At 40.9% G+C, this 14,375-nt stretch carries 17 protein-coding genes; 15 read left to right on the top strand and 2 right to left on the bottom strand.

All coding sequences use genetic code 11. The features are described 5' to 3' along the window. The first annotated feature begins 250 nt into the window (after positions 1 to 250). The 15 genes from BFI01S_RS02420 to BFI01S_RS02485 all read left to right on the top strand — a co-directional run bounded on the left by BFI01S_RS02420 (position 251) and on the right by BFI01S_RS02485 (position 13,443). Complete coding sequence (locus BFI01S_RS02420; protein ID WP_235831076.1) at positions 251 to 883, top strand: DUF4912 domain-containing protein; 633 nt, start codon at positions 251 to 253, stop codon at positions 881 to 883. Further along, positions 880 to 2,115, top strand: a complete 1,236-nt coding sequence (locus tag BFI01S_RS02425) for a glycosyltransferase family 4 protein (RefSeq protein ID WP_061791181.1) — start codon at positions 880 to 882, stop codon at positions 2,113 to 2,115. The genes BFI01S_RS02420 and BFI01S_RS02425 overlap by 4 nt, the downstream gene beginning before the upstream one ends. Before the next feature lie 63 nt (positions 2,116 to 2,178). Next, on the top strand, positions 2,179 to 2,820 hold the full coding sequence (locus BFI01S_RS02430) for a hypothetical protein (protein ID WP_061791182.1): 642 nt from the start codon (positions 2,179 to 2,181) through the stop codon (positions 2,818 to 2,820). A 77-nt stretch (positions 2,821 to 2,897) separates the two neighbouring features. After that, a complete protein-coding gene (gene rpmG / locus BFI01S_RS22190) occupies positions 2,898 to 3,047 on the top strand; it encodes a 50S ribosomal protein L33 (RefSeq protein ID WP_053434400.1) in 150 nt (49 codons plus the stop codon). A 103-nt stretch (positions 3,048 to 3,150) separates the two neighbouring features. Further along, positions 3,151 to 3,726 carry a 5-formyltetrahydrofolate cyclo-ligase gene (locus BFI01S_RS02435; RefSeq protein WP_061791183.1) on the top strand — a complete coding sequence of 192 codons (576 nt, stop codon included), beginning with the start codon at positions 3,151 to 3,153 and terminating at the stop codon, positions 3,724 to 3,726. Further along, positions 3,719 to 4,507 (top strand): DUF92 domain-containing protein, encoded by a 789-nt coding sequence (locus BFI01S_RS02440; protein WP_061791247.1) that lies wholly within the window; start codon positions 3,719 to 3,721, stop codon positions 4,505 to 4,507. Before BFI01S_RS02435 ends, BFI01S_RS02440 begins: the two co-directional genes overlap by 8 nt. 43 nt (positions 4,508 to 4,550) lie before the next feature. Continuing rightward, positions 4,551 to 5,504 carry an L-lactate dehydrogenase gene (locus tag BFI01S_RS02445; protein ID WP_061791184.1) on the top strand — a complete coding sequence of 318 codons (954 nt, stop codon included), beginning with the start codon at positions 4,551 to 4,553 and terminating at the stop codon, positions 5,502 to 5,504. Between the two features lie 88 nt (positions 5,505 to 5,592). Further along, positions 5,593 to 5,796: a protein YqgO gene (yqgO, locus tag BFI01S_RS02450; RefSeq protein ID WP_061791185.1), complete on the top strand. Its 204-nt coding sequence runs from the start codon at positions 5,593 to 5,595 to the stop codon at positions 5,794 to 5,796. 135 nt (positions 5,797 to 5,931) lie between these two features. Next, on the top strand, positions 5,932 to 7,452 hold the full coding sequence (locus tag BFI01S_RS02455; RefSeq protein WP_061791186.1) for a rhomboid family intramembrane serine protease: 1,521 nt from the start codon (positions 5,932 to 5,934) through the stop codon (positions 7,450 to 7,452). A gap of 162 nt (positions 7,453 to 7,614) precedes the next feature. Further along, positions 7,615 to 9,075, top strand: a complete 1,461-nt coding sequence (locus BFI01S_RS02460) for a spore germination protein (protein WP_061791248.1) — start codon at positions 7,615 to 7,617, stop codon at positions 9,073 to 9,075. Between the two features lie 126 nt (positions 9,076 to 9,201). Next, positions 9,202 to 9,402 (top strand): YqgQ family protein, encoded by a 201-nt coding sequence (locus BFI01S_RS02465; protein WP_061791187.1) that lies wholly within the window; start codon positions 9,202 to 9,204, stop codon positions 9,400 to 9,402. Between the two features lie 19 nt (positions 9,403 to 9,421). Beyond that, on the top strand, positions 9,422 to 10,384 hold the full coding sequence (locus tag BFI01S_RS02470) for an ROK family glucokinase (protein ID WP_061791188.1): 963 nt from the start codon (positions 9,422 to 9,424) through the stop codon (positions 10,382 to 10,384). 167 nt (positions 10,385 to 10,551) lie between these two features. Continuing rightward, the gene (locus BFI01S_RS02475; RefSeq protein ID WP_061791189.1) at positions 10,552 to 11,739 is read left to right on the top strand and encodes a M14 family metallopeptidase; all 1,188 of its coding nucleotides are present in this window, start codon (positions 10,552 to 10,554) and stop codon (positions 11,737 to 11,739) included. Between the two features lie 216 nt (positions 11,740 to 11,955). Continuing rightward, entirely contained in the window at positions 11,956 to 13,104 is a 1,149-nt protein-coding gene (locus tag BFI01S_RS02480; protein WP_235831077.1) for a YqgU-like beta propeller domain-containing protein, read from the top strand. Positions 13,105 to 13,128: 24 nt separating this feature from the next. Then, entirely contained in the window at positions 13,129 to 13,443 is a 315-nt protein-coding gene (locus BFI01S_RS02485; protein WP_061791190.1) for an MTH1187 family thiamine-binding protein, read from the top strand. Between the two features lie 89 nt (positions 13,444 to 13,532). Here BFI01S_RS02485 and BFI01S_RS22195 read toward each other — a convergent pair whose 3' ends face one another. Both BFI01S_RS22195 and BFI01S_RS02490 read right to left on the bottom strand, forming a co-directional pair. Continuing rightward, entirely contained in the window at positions 13,533 to 13,706 is a 174-nt protein-coding gene (locus BFI01S_RS22195; RefSeq protein ID WP_048008269.1) for a DUF2759 domain-containing protein, read from the bottom strand. Between the two features lie 125 nt (positions 13,707 to 13,831). Further along, the gene (locus BFI01S_RS02490) at positions 13,832 to 14,311 is read right to left on the bottom strand and encodes a hypothetical protein (RefSeq protein WP_061791191.1); all 480 of its coding nucleotides are present in this window, start codon (positions 14,309 to 14,311) and stop codon (positions 13,832 to 13,834) included. Between the last annotated feature and the right edge of the window lie 64 nt (positions 14,312 to 14,375).

A 14,375-nucleotide genomic window follows, 5' to 3' on the forward strand; every position in this document is an offset into this window, starting at 1 on the left:
AATCCATAAACAGGTGAAATTTAAAGATTCTTGTTGACTAAGCTCTGTCGAATAAGAAGCTCAGCTAGCGATAAAAAAATTTTTTTCTATTTAAAATCGGGAAGGAATGTGCATTCGCAAGAAGCGACAATTTCCGTTCATTGTAGGTTATCCATATCAGTGATAACATTGAGTTATATAAATAGTCATAAAATTTTGCATTTTGTCATATAGTATCCTTTTTATGAAAATAATTGCAAGAGGTGCCGTCATGATAGATGAAATTATTAAGCTTCGCCGCAGGGGGCTTTCATTTCGTAAAATTGCCAGTGAGCTTGAGACAACAGTAGGAAAAGTACAGTACCAGTGGACCAAACTTATCCAAAATAAAGGGAAACGCGACAGCGGGGAGTCTTTAGGGAATTTAATTGCTGAAGAAAATCCCGTGCAAAATCAAACGAAAGATCATTTGATATTAACACGCTCAGCAGATGATAAGGTAAAAGTATCCTGGAGATTATCTATTCAGAAAGAGAAGCTGCTATCACTATACTTGGACGAGCCTGCCTCTTCCTTGAGAAAATCTTTAAGAATCTATAATGTTACCGGGGTTATTTTTGATGGAGCCAATGGAGTCTGTGATCATGAAGTTATCCTGTCCGATCAATCTGAATGGACCTTTAAAGGGCTCAAACCCGGAAAGGTGTATTGTGTAGAGCTGGGCATTAAAATAACAGATACTCATTTCTTCCCATTATTGCGCTCAGAAGCACTGCATACTTCTGAGGAATTACCCTGCCATTCACACGGAAAATATGAATCTGAGGTTCAGCCTGAATGGACTGTGAATGTGAGTACATACACCTATTATGAATCAGTGAGTGAAGGAGAAGGTAAAGAATGATGGACGCGGTAACTTCAGAACTAAATAATAATAGTTTCATTAACGATAAACCTAAAATCCTTCTTCTTACCTGGGAGTATCCTCCCCATGTGGTAGGCGGTTTATCAAGGCATGTGTACGGACTTGCCGGAGGATTAAAACAGGATTATGAGGTTCATATACTGACTGCTAATCCCGGCACTCTTTCAAGCTGCGAACGTATAAACGGTATCAATATACACCGGGTTAAGCCGCTAAATGAAAAAGATCCTAACTTTCTGCACTGGATTTTGGGATTGAATTTGGCAATGGAGCAAAAAGCTGCTGAACTGTCATCCTTTCACCACTTTGAAATCATTCATGCACATGACTGGCTTGTAGGTGCATGCGGCCTGTCCTTAAAGGAGAGCTTGCACTGCCCTTTAATTACGACTATACATGCAACAGAGTATGGAAGGAATAATGGGATATACACAGAATTGCAGAAATTTATCCATACAAAAGAAGAGCAGCTGATTCATGGATCAGATCAAGTTATTGTCTGCAGTGAATATATGAAGGAAGAAGTACTTCACCAATTTTCAATAGCCAGTGAAAAAATATCTGTTATCGCAAACGGAATCAGCAAAGAAACACTTCTTGACGATCCTGAAAGCTTATTAGAAGGACTTCCGATTAAAAAAGGCGGAAGGCTGATATTCTCCATTGGACGGATGGTGAGGGAGAAAGGATTTGATACCTTAATCGAGGCAGCGGCTATTGTAAAAGAAAAGTATCAGAATGCTTATTTAATCGTTGCCGGCAAAGGTCCTATGCTTGAAGCACACAGAAAACAAGCAAAAGAACTGAAAGTGGATGATGTCATACATTTTCCAGGATATATAAATGACATGCAAAGATTAGCTCTCTTTCAGAAGTGCGAAATCGCTGTTTTTCCAAGTTACTATGAGCCATTTGGCATTGTGGCCCTCGAAGCAATGATTACCGGAAAGCCGGCGATAGTATCCAATACAGGCGGGTTAAAGGGAATCGTTAAACATGAATATTCCGGGCTGTTCATGGCCCCTGGAGATCCTCACAGCTTTGCAGAACAGGCTTCCGCTCTCCTTGAGAACCCTAAAACCGCCGATACAATTGGCAAACAAGGTCAAAAGGTCGCAGAAAGCCTATTCAGCTGGAGACGCATTGCTGATGAAACAAAAAGAGTTTTTCAAGAAACCCGGATCAGCCAGAAGCTGGAAGACCTGGTATGATGTATTTTATTTTACCTGCCATTGAAATGCAGTTAAAAAAATTATAGAAAAAGGTGCATAAAGATGAATACATTAAATTGGATTCAATCTGATGTTTATGAAGAAATGGAGAAAGCGCCGATCGGGAAATTGAGAATGATTCCCGGATTATGGATAGACGGGAAAACTTACTGGTTGGAAAATGTCAGTAAAGAAATGTTTCCTGATGAACATATTTCTGTTCAAATTAAAACAGAAAATATCCACTCTAAAATTTCCTATTTTAGATGCTATATTACGAACCATGCGGACGAGCCCAGAACGATTAAGCTTCTATTGCAGCACAGACATGAGTTTTCTTCCCGTGAACACCTTTCATTTATTTCACCCGCAGAAAATGTCATCTTTCATATGGCTGATTCCAAGCTGTTTTTGGTTAACGGCCAGCTTAACGGCAAAAAAATGGAAGAGTGTACGATTCAGCCATACTGGAACATTTTCAGTGACCAGATATGGAACTGCAAAAAGAAAGGAACATTAAAATACCACCCTATGGCCCAGGGCAATGCAATAAGCATCTTCGCACTTAATGCAGTATTTAATGGCAGAGGAACAGCAGAAGGGGAGTCATGGATTATCAACGGAAACAGCAAATCAGAAACGCTTCAGTATAACAGCCTTTTGATAGACAGGTTTAAAGAGGATACTTTTAAAAAAACGTACTAGCATTTCGATTTAAAAAGTGATATTATAGAAAAGTCGTATGAACGAACTAGTTTGAACATAGTTTGGAGGGAAATTACATGCGTGTAAACATTACGTTAGCTTGCACAGAATGTGGAGATCGTAACTATATTTCTAAAAAAAATAAACGAAATAATCCAGATCGTCTTGAGCTTAAAAAATATTGCCCAAGAGACAAGCGTTCGACTGCACATCGCGAAACAAAATAAGCGGTAGGATCATTCCTACTGCTTTTTTTGTTGACTTTTTTTATGGGTATCCTTCCCTTTTCTGGATAAATTATAGTTAGCTTTGAAAACTGGAGGTTTTTATATGGAAATTGATAAGAAGGTCCTTAGGAAGCAAATGCAGGATCGGATGAAGGAATTGAGCAAGCCTGAGTATGAACAGCTATCCTATCAAATTGCCTGCAGCCTTTATAGCACCCCTTTATGGAGCCAGGCCAAAACGATAGGAATAACGGTTTCAAAGGCGCCTGAGGCTGATACATGGCAGATCATCAGAAAAGCTTGGGATGAAGGGAAGAGGGTTGTTGTCCCGAAGTGCATACCTCAATCAAAGCAAATGGAGTTCCGTGAATTGAATAGCTTCATGGATTTGGAGTCAGTATTTTATGGATTATGGGAGCCAAATCCGGAAAAAACGGATGAAATTCGCAGTGAAGAAATCGATACTTTAATCGTTCCCGGACTGGCATACATGAAAAACGGCTTCCGGCTTGGGTTTGGTGGAGGATATTATGATCGTTTTCTTGAGCATTATAAAGGAAGAACGGTTTCACTGGCTTTTGAAATGCAGGTTATAACCCGCTTGCCATTGGAAAACCATGACAAGCCGGTGGAAATGATTATTACTGATCAGCAGGTGTGGGCAACCGGTGATGCTTGAATCCATTGCTATTATAATTTTAATATTGATCACATCCCTGGCCGGATATTATTTCCGATTACTGACCTTTTCAGGCAGTATAGCGGCATTCATTGTGGGTGCGGCAGCAGCCTGGGGATTTGGTTTTTATGGCCTTCTTGTCCTGGGGTTCTTTTTTGCAAGTTCAAGCTTCTGGTCAAAATTTAAAAGCCATAAAAAAAGGGAATTCGAAAATAAGCATGCAAAAGGATCAAGAAGGGATTGGCAGCAGGTTGCTGCCAATGGAGGCATAGCAGCTATTGCCAGCATATTTTATCTGCTGAATCAATCACAGGCTTGGCTGATAATGTTTCTTATCGGACTTGCTGCAGCAAACTCGGATACATGGGCTTCAGAAATTGGCTCATTAAGTCAAAAACCCCCCATTTCTCTGAAGACCTGGAGGACAATAGAAACGGGTACTTCCGGTGCTGTCAGTATTTTGGGCACACTTGCAGCTTTGTCAGGTTCTTTTACAGTTGCCCTTCTATCAAATATGCTGTTTCACATTTCAATTTATGAGGTTTTGCTGATTGGAGTTTTTGGGTTTGCGGGGAATTTGATTGATTCTTTATTGGGTGCTTTTTTTCAAGCTGAATACAAGTGCCTGGTATGCAGTTCAAACGTGGAAACAGCCGAACATTGCGGGCAGCCGGCCTCGTTGGTAAAAGGGTGGCATTTTGCAGATAATGATTTTGTTAATTTTTTTTCAGGTTTAGCTTCTGCCTCGGTGGGAATGCTTCTATATATCTTATTGGCATAAAGGGACTTTGCTGTTCTCTACAATAAAGTAAAGGGGAGTTATTATGAAAAGTCGGGTAAATAGAGTGGTGCTGATCGGAACTGGCTTCGTTGGATCAAGCTATGCGTTTGCACTATTAAATCAAGGTGTTACAGAAGAACTGGTGCTGATTGATTTAAATAAAGATAAATCTGAAGGAGATGCCATGGACCTGAATCATGGTATGCCCTTTGCCCCTTCCCCAACATCGATCTGGTTCGGAGACTATTCCGACTGCAAAGAAGCTGATTTGGTTGTCATAACTGCCGGAGCGAATCAAAAACCCGGGGAGACTCGCCTGGACCTTATGGAAAAGAACTCCAAAATCTTCAAAGGAATAGTTGATCATGTCATGAACAGCGGTTTTGATGGCATTTTTCTGGTTGCGACAAATCCAGTGGATATTCTCACGTATGCTGTCTGGAAGTACTCCGGGCTTCCAAAAGAAAGAGTAATCGGATCCGGAACGATATTGGATACGGCCAGATTCAGGTTTCTGCTGGGAGAATACTTCAAAGTCGATACGAGAAATGTTCATGCTTATATTATAGGTGAACATGGAGATACTGAATTGCCTGTATGGAGCCATGCTGATATTGCAGGGAAAAGCATTGAAGACTGGATGAAGAAAGAAGAGAACTATAGGCAGGAAGATCTTAATGGGTTATTCCTTAATGTCAGAGATGCAGCTTATCATATAATCGAGCGAAAAGGCGCGACTTATTATGGAATTGCCATGGGTCTTGTCAGACTGACGAAAGCCATCCTCCAGAACGAGAATTCTGTCCTTACGGTGTCAGCTTATTTAGATGGGGAATATGGTCATGAGGATGTTTATATTGGGGTGCCTGCTATAGTCAATAGAAATGGTATTCGTGATATTGTTGAACTTCACTTAAGCACCGAAGAGAAGAACCAGTTTACCCATTCTGTTAATGTTCTGAAGAAAACGATGGGACCAGTATTGAAGGATGAGTGAGCATGTATCAATGGTGAAATTTATTTTGCTTTATAGAATGGATAAAAATTATTCCCTCTTCTCACAATAAAGAAGAGGAGGGAATTCAATGTCTCGATTACTATCTATTTTTATGATTGGGCTTGGAACTTATTATGCCTATCATAACCGTTATCGGTTGATTAATGTTATTTTCGGGAATGTTTTTCTGCGGAAACTGCTGGTTACTTCAGTCATGAGTTTTCCGCTTGTCCGCGACAGGATGATGAGCTCTGTTTTCTCTTCCGGGCCATCGGAAAGGCGGCAATCATGAAGTAAAAAGACCGTAATAGGTCTTTTTATTTTGCCGATATCTTTTGGTGCTTTTTCTTTTACAAAAGGATTCTTTATTGCCTATAGTTAAATAAAGTATAGTAATTACTGCAGCATATAGAGAGTGGGGGAAGAATTGGCCGTTCAAGAGGATTATGTATTTTGGAAACTTGCGGATTATTTCATATCTGACCAGGGGTACAGAATGATTCAGTTATCTGGTGATCAGGATGAATTATGGCTTGAAAGGATGGAGGATAAAACCATAAAGGCAATCAGGCTCTTAAAATATAATCTTGACTGGAGCAATTGGATGCAGCGGGATATTGAAATGACTGCTCAAAAAGCTGAATCGGTCAGGAAGCAGCTTGGAAAAAGGGAAATGCCGGTTTTAAATATCTATGTTTCTGCGTACCTCCCTGTTGATGACTATGAATTCCGCATCACAGACCCCTTCATGCCTGAAAATGGGAAAGCCTCTGTCCAAACCATTATCATTGAATCCGGCAAACCGGAAAGCCTGCATGCAGTTGAAGAAATTTTCGAAAAACCGTTAACCCTTCCTGCCGGAAATTATACGGAAATAGATGCCGATGCCCTGAAGCATGCTGCTCTTTCTAAAGCGGTAAAAACAGCAAAAAAAGAAAAGGAAATGTTCAATTTTGGAAAGCCTTTTTTCACGTATATATTTATGGTTATTCAAGTTGCTGTTTTTTTACTTTTGGAAGCAATGGGAGGCAGCACAGATACATCGACGTTAATTAAGTATGGGGCTAAATTTAATCCATTAATTCTTGATGGGGAATGGTGGAGGTTTTTAACCCCGATTGTCCTTCATATTGGGCTGCTTCATTTATTAATGAATACACTTGCCTTATTTTATCTTGGATCGGCAGTGGAACGGGTGTATGGAAATATTAGATTTCTATTTATCTATTTGGCTGCTGGATTTGGCGGAACATTAGCCAGTTTTGTTTTTAGTCCTGCACTTTCAGCCGGGGCCAGCGGAGCTATTTTTGGCTGCTTTGGGGCACTTTTATATTTTGGGCTCATTTATCCAAGCCTTTTCTTCCGGACCATGGGATTTAATATACTTGTTGTATTAGGAATCAACCTTGCATTTGGATTTACCATCCCGGGAATTGATAATGCTGGACATATAGGAGGGCTGATTGGCGGATTTCTTGCTACTGGAATCGTGCATTTTCCCAAGAAGAAAAAGCTTTTGCTTCAGCTGCTGTTTTTAGCTGGATCATTCTGTCTGGCTGCCGGCTTGCTGAAGTATGGGTTCAATGAACCGGGAAGACTATTAAATGAACAAACTGCTATGGTAATGGCCCAGGAACATATCAATGGTGAAGAGTTTGAAAAGGCTCGTTTAATGCTTGCTGATTTTATTGAAGAAGGGAATTCTTCACCGAAAGTCTATTTTCTATTATCATATACTGAAATAAAAGTGGGGAGGTTAAAAGAAGCAGAAGAGCACCTGCTTCATGTAATTAAGGAAGATGCTTCCTTTCATGAAGCACATTATAATCTTGCACTAATCTATTTAGAAGAAAAGCAGCCGGAAAAAGCAAGGAATCATGCACAAAAGGCCGCTGATCTTCAGCCGGATCAGGAGGAGTATCAAAAGCTGTTAAATCAAATAGAATGATGCTGCCGGAATTTTCAGCTTGCTACCTGGGAAATAACAGCTGCATTTCCCTGCGAATTTTCATGAATCATGCCATTCAGTGGTATGATTTTTTTTTTGCATGTCAATGATGTTGAATAGTATGCAAGGAAAAGAATGGAACAGAATGCTGAGGTGGGGATTTTGGAGAAAGCGAGAAGAGAGCCTGTAAAGGTTGCTCTAAAAGATAATGTTGAATATCTTAGAGATGCTCTGGGAGTTGACAAAAGCTTTGATGTGATTCAGCTTGATGTTGAATATGCAGAAAGGGAAATGGCTTTATATCTGGTAGATGGATTTGTAAAAGATGACATTTTGCACTATCTGATGAAGATGCTTGCCGGCCTGGATGCAGCCCAGCTGGAAGGAGATACACTTTCCAGACTGATAAAAACGTATATACCATACGTTGAGGTTGAAACAACTGATGATCTGGATAAAGTGGTGGATATGGTGCTCGCAGGGCCGACTGCTCTAGTCGTGGATGGTATCGATGAAGTAATTCTCATTGATGCCCGTACATATCCGGTAAGAGGCCCTCAGGAGCCCGATATTGAACGTGTTGTCCGCGGTTCAAGGGATGGGTTTGTAGAAACCCTCGTTTTTAACACAGCTTTAACGAGGAGAAGGATTAGGGACAGGACACTGCGCATGGAATATATGCAGGTGGGCAGGCGTTCCAAGACAGATGTTGTTGTCAGTTATATTGAAGACATTGCAGATCCGGATATGGTGAAGAAAATAAAGGAGTCTATCTCTAAAATTGATACTGATGGATTGCCGATGGCCGAAAAATCAATAGAGGAATTCATTTCAGGCCGGCATTGGAATCCGTATCCCATGGTAAGGTATACCGAAAGGCCTGATACGGCAGCAACCCATCTTTATGAAGGCCACGTCTGCATCATTGTCGATGGTTCACCAAGTGTTATCATAACACCGACAACCTTCTGGCATCACCTGCAGCATGCTGAGGAGTACAGGAATAAGCCGCTTGTAGGCGCTTATTTGCGATTTGTCCGATTTTTAGCTGTATGGGCATCCATTTTCCTTTTGCCATTATGGTATTTATTTGCGATAGAGCCGCAGCTTCTTCCTGATGCATTATCCTATGTCGGACCCAATGAAACGGGAGAGCTGCCATTAGTCGTTCAGTTCCTGATGATAGAGCTTGGTCTCGATATGCTGAGGATGGCTGCGATCCATACTCCTTCCGCCCTGGCCACTGCATTGGGACTGGTGGCGGCCCTGATGATTGGTCAGGTAGCAGTTGAAGTGGGATTGTTTATTAATGAAGTCATTCTTTATTTAGCAATAGCGGCAATTGGAACATTTTCAACCCCAAGCTATGAAATGAGCCTGGCAAACAGGCTAATAAGAATTGGTCTGCTGATATCAACCAGTATATTCCATACATACGGCTATGTAGTTGGCATCATGCTGATGATAATCATGCTTGCCAGAATGAAGTCTTTTGGAGTGCCTTATTTGTGGCCATTCATCCCTTTCAATCTGAGAGCATTCAGGGATGTATTGTTAAGATCGCCAATACCATTGAAAAACAGGCGGCCGCGTTTCCTGCATCCAAAGGATCCGGACCGCTGATCGAAATCCCTTCCTGCCTGGAAGGGATTTTTTATATATTCTAGGGGCTTCTCTATCTTGAGAAGGGGGGGATTTTAGATTATACTTTAATGTGGTATAAACTTATCAATAAGGCAGAGGTACAGAATGAAAACCATTTATGATATACAGCAGTTTCTAAAGAAATATGGGACTATCATCTACATAGGGGATCGGGAAGCCGATTTGGAGCTTATGGCTGCTGAATTAAAAGAGCTATATGATTCCCAGCTTATTGATGTAAAAGACTATCAGAGCAGCATCTTGATCCTGCGGACTGAAATTCAGAATCTTAAAGAGAATAAATAGAAAGAAAAGGTGATGGAGTTTGGCAGAAAAATGGCTGGTTGGGGTAGATTTAGGCGGAACAACAACAAAGCTTGCTTTTATCAACTACTATGGGGAAATAATTCATAAATGGGAAATTCCCACGGATAATAGTGAAGAAGGAAAAAATATTACAATAAATATAGCTAAAGCCATCGATCATAAATTGGAGGAATTGGATTTAAACAAGGATAAAATTATCGGCATTGGCATGGGGGCGCCAGGTCCTGTAAATCTGGCAACAGGTGTTGTATATAATACTGTTAATTTAGGCTGGAAAGATAATTATCCGCTGAAGGATCTGCTTGAAGTGGAAACGTCACTTCCAGTCATCATTGATAATGATGCTAATTGTGCTGCTCTCGGGGAAATGTGGAAGGGTGCCGGAAATGGCGCTAAAGATCTGGTATGTGTAACACTTGGAACAGGTGTCGGCGGAGGCGTAATTGCCAACGGAGATATTGTGCAGGGAGTCAGCGGGGCTGCAGGTGAAATAGGCCACATTACGTCCATTCCTGTTGGCGGGGCTCAGTGCAATTGCGGCAAAACGGGCTGCCTTGAAACAATTGCATCTGCTACAGGGATTGTCCGGCAGGCTCTTGAAAACCTGGAATCTGGCGGAGAAGGGGCTCTATCTCAATTGTACAAGGAGCATGGGTTTATTACTGCAAAAGATGTTTTCGATTCGGCAAGGAATGGGGATGAAACATCGCTTTTAGTAGTCAATAATACAGCTATGCACCTAGGATTGGCATTGGCAAATATTGCGAATATGTTAAATCCGGAGAAAATAGTATTGGGCGGTGGAGTTTCCAGAGCAGGAGATATACTGCTTAAGCCGGTTATTTCAAATTTTATTAAATTTGCGTTTCCAAGAGTGAAGGAGTCAACAGTCATTGATATTGCGACATTGGGCAATGATGCCGGAGTAATTGGTGCAGCCTGGCTGGCGAAAAATAAGTAAATTGAGAGAAAAGTGCCTGATGTGCAGGTGCTTTTTCTTTTTCTCCAAAAGTGAGAGTTTAGGCAAGAATCCCTGGTTAGATTACAGCTGCTCATTTTTACAAAGTTGTACAGTCATCTTTTTTTCTTTTTCTCATAAAATTGAAATGATGGAAAGGGGGAGAAAAGATGAAAGTCAAAGTCCGCTCAGGAGATTCCTTATGGTATTACAGTCAGCTCTTTATGATGCCAGTCAATCTCATTGCTGATGCTAATCCCGGGATTAATCCTGCATCACTAACGATAGGCCGGGAAATTAATATTCCCGGCTTTACATTACTAAATTATACGGTTAAGTCAGGTGACACCTTTTGGAAGCTGAGTTCTTCACGCAACCTCTCTGTGGATGCTCTTCTCCTGGTTAATCAATCCCTTAATCCGAACAGCCTGATCCCTGGTACAGCTATAAAACTGCCGAGGCGGGTCATTTCCCCAATTGTATCAGGCAGGAGGAATTATGATTATAAAGCATTAACAGCTGATATCTCCATGCTGGCAGATATTTATCCGTTTATAAAAGTAAATACAATTGGCCAGAGTGTTCTTGGAAAGCCGATTCAGGAAATACGGTTGGGAAAAGGGAATAAGAAAGTGCAAATCAATGCATCCTTTCATGCGAATGAATGGATTACGACCCCTATATTAATGGCTTTGCTGAACAGCTATCTTTTATCCATTACAAATGTCCGGCCGATAAGAGGAGTTTCAACAAAGCCTTTGTATAATTCGGTTGACCTTTCAATAGTGCCAATGGTGAACCCTGATGGGGTTGACCTGGTTTTGAATGGGCCTCCAGCGGGAGTCAGGGAGGAAGTTATTTCAATAAATAGGGGCAGCACTGATTTCACAGGCTGGAAGGCTAATATTAGAGGGGTTGATCTAAATAATCAGTTTCCTGCCAAATGGGACTTTGAGAAACAGAGAAGTGAACAAAGTGGCCCGGCACCAAGAGATTATCTTGGAGAAGCCCCATTAACGGAACCGGAAGCCATAGCTATGGCGGAACTGGCAAGAGATAATCAATTCGATCGGATGCTGGCCTTCCATACACAAGGTGCAGAGTTTTATTGGGGATATGAGGGAATGGAGCCGCCGGAATCGGAGGTAATTGCGCAAGAGTTCGAGCGTGTCAGCGGTTATAGGGCAGTCCAGTACATTGATAGCTTTGCGGGTTATAAGGATTGGTTTATACAGGATTTCCGGATGCCGGGATTTACCATTGAATTGGGAAGAGGGATTAATCCGCTGCCCCTGTCACAGTATGATGATATTTATGAAGAGGTGCTCGGCATTTTCCTTGCATCGCTTTATATGTGAAAAAATCAACTTTCTGTATTGTATTTTAATCAAGCAGACATTAAAATTACTATCATACTAACATCACTATGCCAATAGTTCTATGGAAACCAGCCGCTTTTCCAAAATGAAGACGGAAAAACGGCTTTTTCCTATTAAGCTTATTAATTCTATTTTTATTGAAACATTTTCATGCAATTTACGTACTTATATTTAGGGAGAAAAGGAGGTGCGGATTTGGTAAACATTGCAGATCAAAGGAAGTTTCTTTTATTATCTTTTATTCTGCTGGTTTTCTTATTTTTAATAACCGGCTGCGTACAGCCTGAAAAAACTGAGATAGAGCAGAATAAGGATCAGGAAAAAGAAGCTTCTGAACCTTCCGCACCACCTGATGAAGCCGGAAACAAGAGCATTAAGACTATTCGGATAAAAGAAGGGGAATTTCAGGGAGCAAATGGCTGGCTCAGTAATGAGCAAATTGTTTACACTGTAAATGATGGCGCAGCTTACAGGATTTATGCTTATAGCCTGTTTTCAGGTGAACAAGAGCTTCTCTATGAAAGTTCACACCCGATTGCGTCTGTAACGGTAAGCCCAGCCGGCAAATACATACTGATTCGGTCATCACCTGGAACTTATGAAGCAGCCTTAACGGTTATAAAATCAAATGGAAAAGTTGTCTGGGAGGAAAATATTACTGGCTTTGATTTTGCTGTTGAGTGGAACCCTTATCATGAAGAGTCTATATTAATTGCTTCATTTACTGAAGACTGGGATTTCACACCTTACCATATAGATATCTCAAAAGGGACATTAGCAGAATTAAACTTAAGGGAGCCTTTTGCTAAATGGGGGGATTCAAATTATCTTATTTTCCTTGATTGGGACAGTGAAAACCCGTCACTTTTCGCACCCCTAGTTAAGCAATCAATTGATGGAAATAATGAAACCCTCGTTGAGGAAGACATTTTTCAATTCGATGCTGCCAGGGACAGGCTAATGACCATTACTGTGCCGGCAAATCAATCAGACCAGGCGCTGTATACTTTTATGGATAATCATTTCAAAAAGCTATCTTCATTTTCGGTACCTCATTTGACAAGGTTTTCGGATTGGCTGGTGCCGTATTATGACTGGACTCCCAGAGGAATCATTACTTTTCAGCCATTGTATAGCGCTGAGAGTGATTTGTATGCAGGCGGATTTCAGCTTATATCCGTTGACAGTGAAACCGGCGATAAGGAAGTGCTTTTCGAAGATATGGAAAATGCGCCGCTCAACTGTTCACCCGACGGGAAAGCCTGTTTAACAGGTTTCTATCTTGAGGAACTGATCATGACCGGCAGTAAAGAGGTCATTCGGTTAGTTGAACATAACGAGTAATCAAGAAGGTAAAGGAGCAGAGATATGGCAATTGCAGATGTTACAGTCATTCCAATTGGAACAGGAACACCAAGTGTCAGCAGCTATGTGGCAGACATTCAGCGTGTATTAAAAAAATACGAGGAAAGCGGCAGAATCCGATTTCAGCTGACACCCATGAATACCATTATTGAAGGGGAGCTTCCTGATTTGTTTGAGGTCGTCCAGGCAATGCATGAAGTCCCTTTTGAAAAAGGCTTAATGAGAGTGGCGACAAATATCCGCATTGATGACAGAAGAGATGTTAAGAGGAAAATGGAAGAAAAGGTCCAAAGAGTTGAAAGCAAGCTAAATGGCTAAAAATAAAAGGGCTCCCACTGAGGGAAGCCCTTTTATTTACTAAAATAAAGCCCAATGCGCCGCGAGTTGGCGGTCACGCTGTGTTTTTCTTAGTGAACAGCAGGATATCCACTGTTAATTAAGGTCATTACAGAGAACCATCCGAAAACGGCAAGTGTTCCTACAGCAAAAACCAAGCCAAGGAAGTTCTTGTTCTTCAGTGCACTAAATGCACCAAAAGCTGCAAGAACTGCGACTAATGCAAAAATGATTGGTAGTCCCATTAAAACAGCCCCCTTTATTTCGTGATCAGCAGGCAAAAGCCATATCAAAATCATTCTTCAGGTTATATACCCATTATGTAAAACCCAAGTATATACATTCGTCCTTTATTTTATATTTTTTTCTTCTATTTGTCGAGGTCTAAAAATGACACTTGTATGTCATATGCTTCAGCAATGCCAATTATTAAAGCCTTTAGATGAAGTTCTGTAAAATAAACTGCCGGCATTTTATCTTCTTTCGCCGTAAAGACTAGATGCTCCTGAAATTGATAAACAGCCATTCGGATATCTTCTTTTTTGCCCCCGGTTATTGTGAAGGCGCTAAGGAGCTCAGTGAACAAGCAAACTCCGCTTTCTGTTTCAATCGCAAAGTCTTCAAAAGTTTCTCCCTTTACACCCGATTTTATGTAATAAAGCTTAAAAAATTCTTCAAAAAGTCCGGTATCGGCCAAAACGCTTTTAGTAAACTCTGCATGAGTCCTCTCTTCAAACAAGAAGATGCTCTGCTGAAAATCGAACAGTTCAGTGTTATTTTTTATCAAGTTCATAAATTCGGGCACATCTTGAATAATATAGCCGGCTTCAACGCCATATAGGATTTTCATCTTATACTCCTTTTGCAGAAATAAGGCATTCCATTCTGATATAGTGTAAAATAATAGACAAATA

Source organism: Cytobacillus firmus NBRC 15306 (assembly GCF_001591465.1).
GTDB lineage: Bacteria > Bacillota > Bacilli > Bacillales > Cytobacillaceae > Cytobacillus > Cytobacillus firmus.

Bases quoted from the DNA above. Each gene is read 5' to 3' on its own strand.
- BFI01S_RS02420 (WP_235831076.1), top strand. From the start codon at position 251: ATGATAGATGAAATTATTAAGCTTCGCCGCAGGGGGCTTTCATTTCGT.
- BFI01S_RS02425 (WP_061791181.1), top strand. From the start codon at position 880: ATGATGGACGCGGTAACTTCAGAACTAAATAATAATAGTTTCATTAAC.
- BFI01S_RS02430 (WP_061791182.1), top strand. From the start codon at position 2,179: ATGAATACATTAAATTGGATTCAATCTGATGTTTATGAAGAAATGGAG.
- rpmG (WP_053434400.1), top strand. From the start codon at position 2,898: ATGCGTGTAAACATTACGTTAGCTTGCACAGAATGTGGAGATCGTAAC.
- BFI01S_RS02435 (WP_061791183.1), top strand. From the start codon at position 3,151: ATGGAAATTGATAAGAAGGTCCTTAGGAAGCAAATGCAGGATCGGATG.
- BFI01S_RS02440 (WP_061791247.1), top strand. From the start codon at position 3,719: ATGCTTGAATCCATTGCTATTATAATTTTAATATTGATCACATCCCTG.
- BFI01S_RS02445 (WP_061791184.1), top strand. From the start codon at position 4,551: ATGAAAAGTCGGGTAAATAGAGTGGTGCTGATCGGAACTGGCTTCGTT.
- yqgO (WP_061791185.1), top strand. From the start codon at position 5,593: ATGTCTCGATTACTATCTATTTTTATGATTGGGCTTGGAACTTATTAT.
- BFI01S_RS02465 (WP_061791187.1), top strand. From the start codon at position 9,202: ATGAAAACCATTTATGATATACAGCAGTTTCTAAAGAAATATGGGACT.
- BFI01S_RS02475 (WP_061791189.1), top strand. From the start codon at position 10,552: ATGAAAGTCAAAGTCCGCTCAGGAGATTCCTTATGGTATTACAGTCAG.
- BFI01S_RS02485 (WP_061791190.1), top strand. From the start codon at position 13,129: ATGGCAATTGCAGATGTTACAGTCATTCCAATTGGAACAGGAACACCA.
- BFI01S_RS22195 (WP_048008269.1), bottom strand. From the start codon at position 13,706: ATGGGACTACCAATCATTTTTGCATTAGTCGCAGTTCTTGCAGCTTTT.
- BFI01S_RS02490 (WP_061791191.1), bottom strand. From the start codon at position 14,311: ATGAAAATCCTATATGGCGTTGAAGCCGGCTATATTATTCAAGATGTG.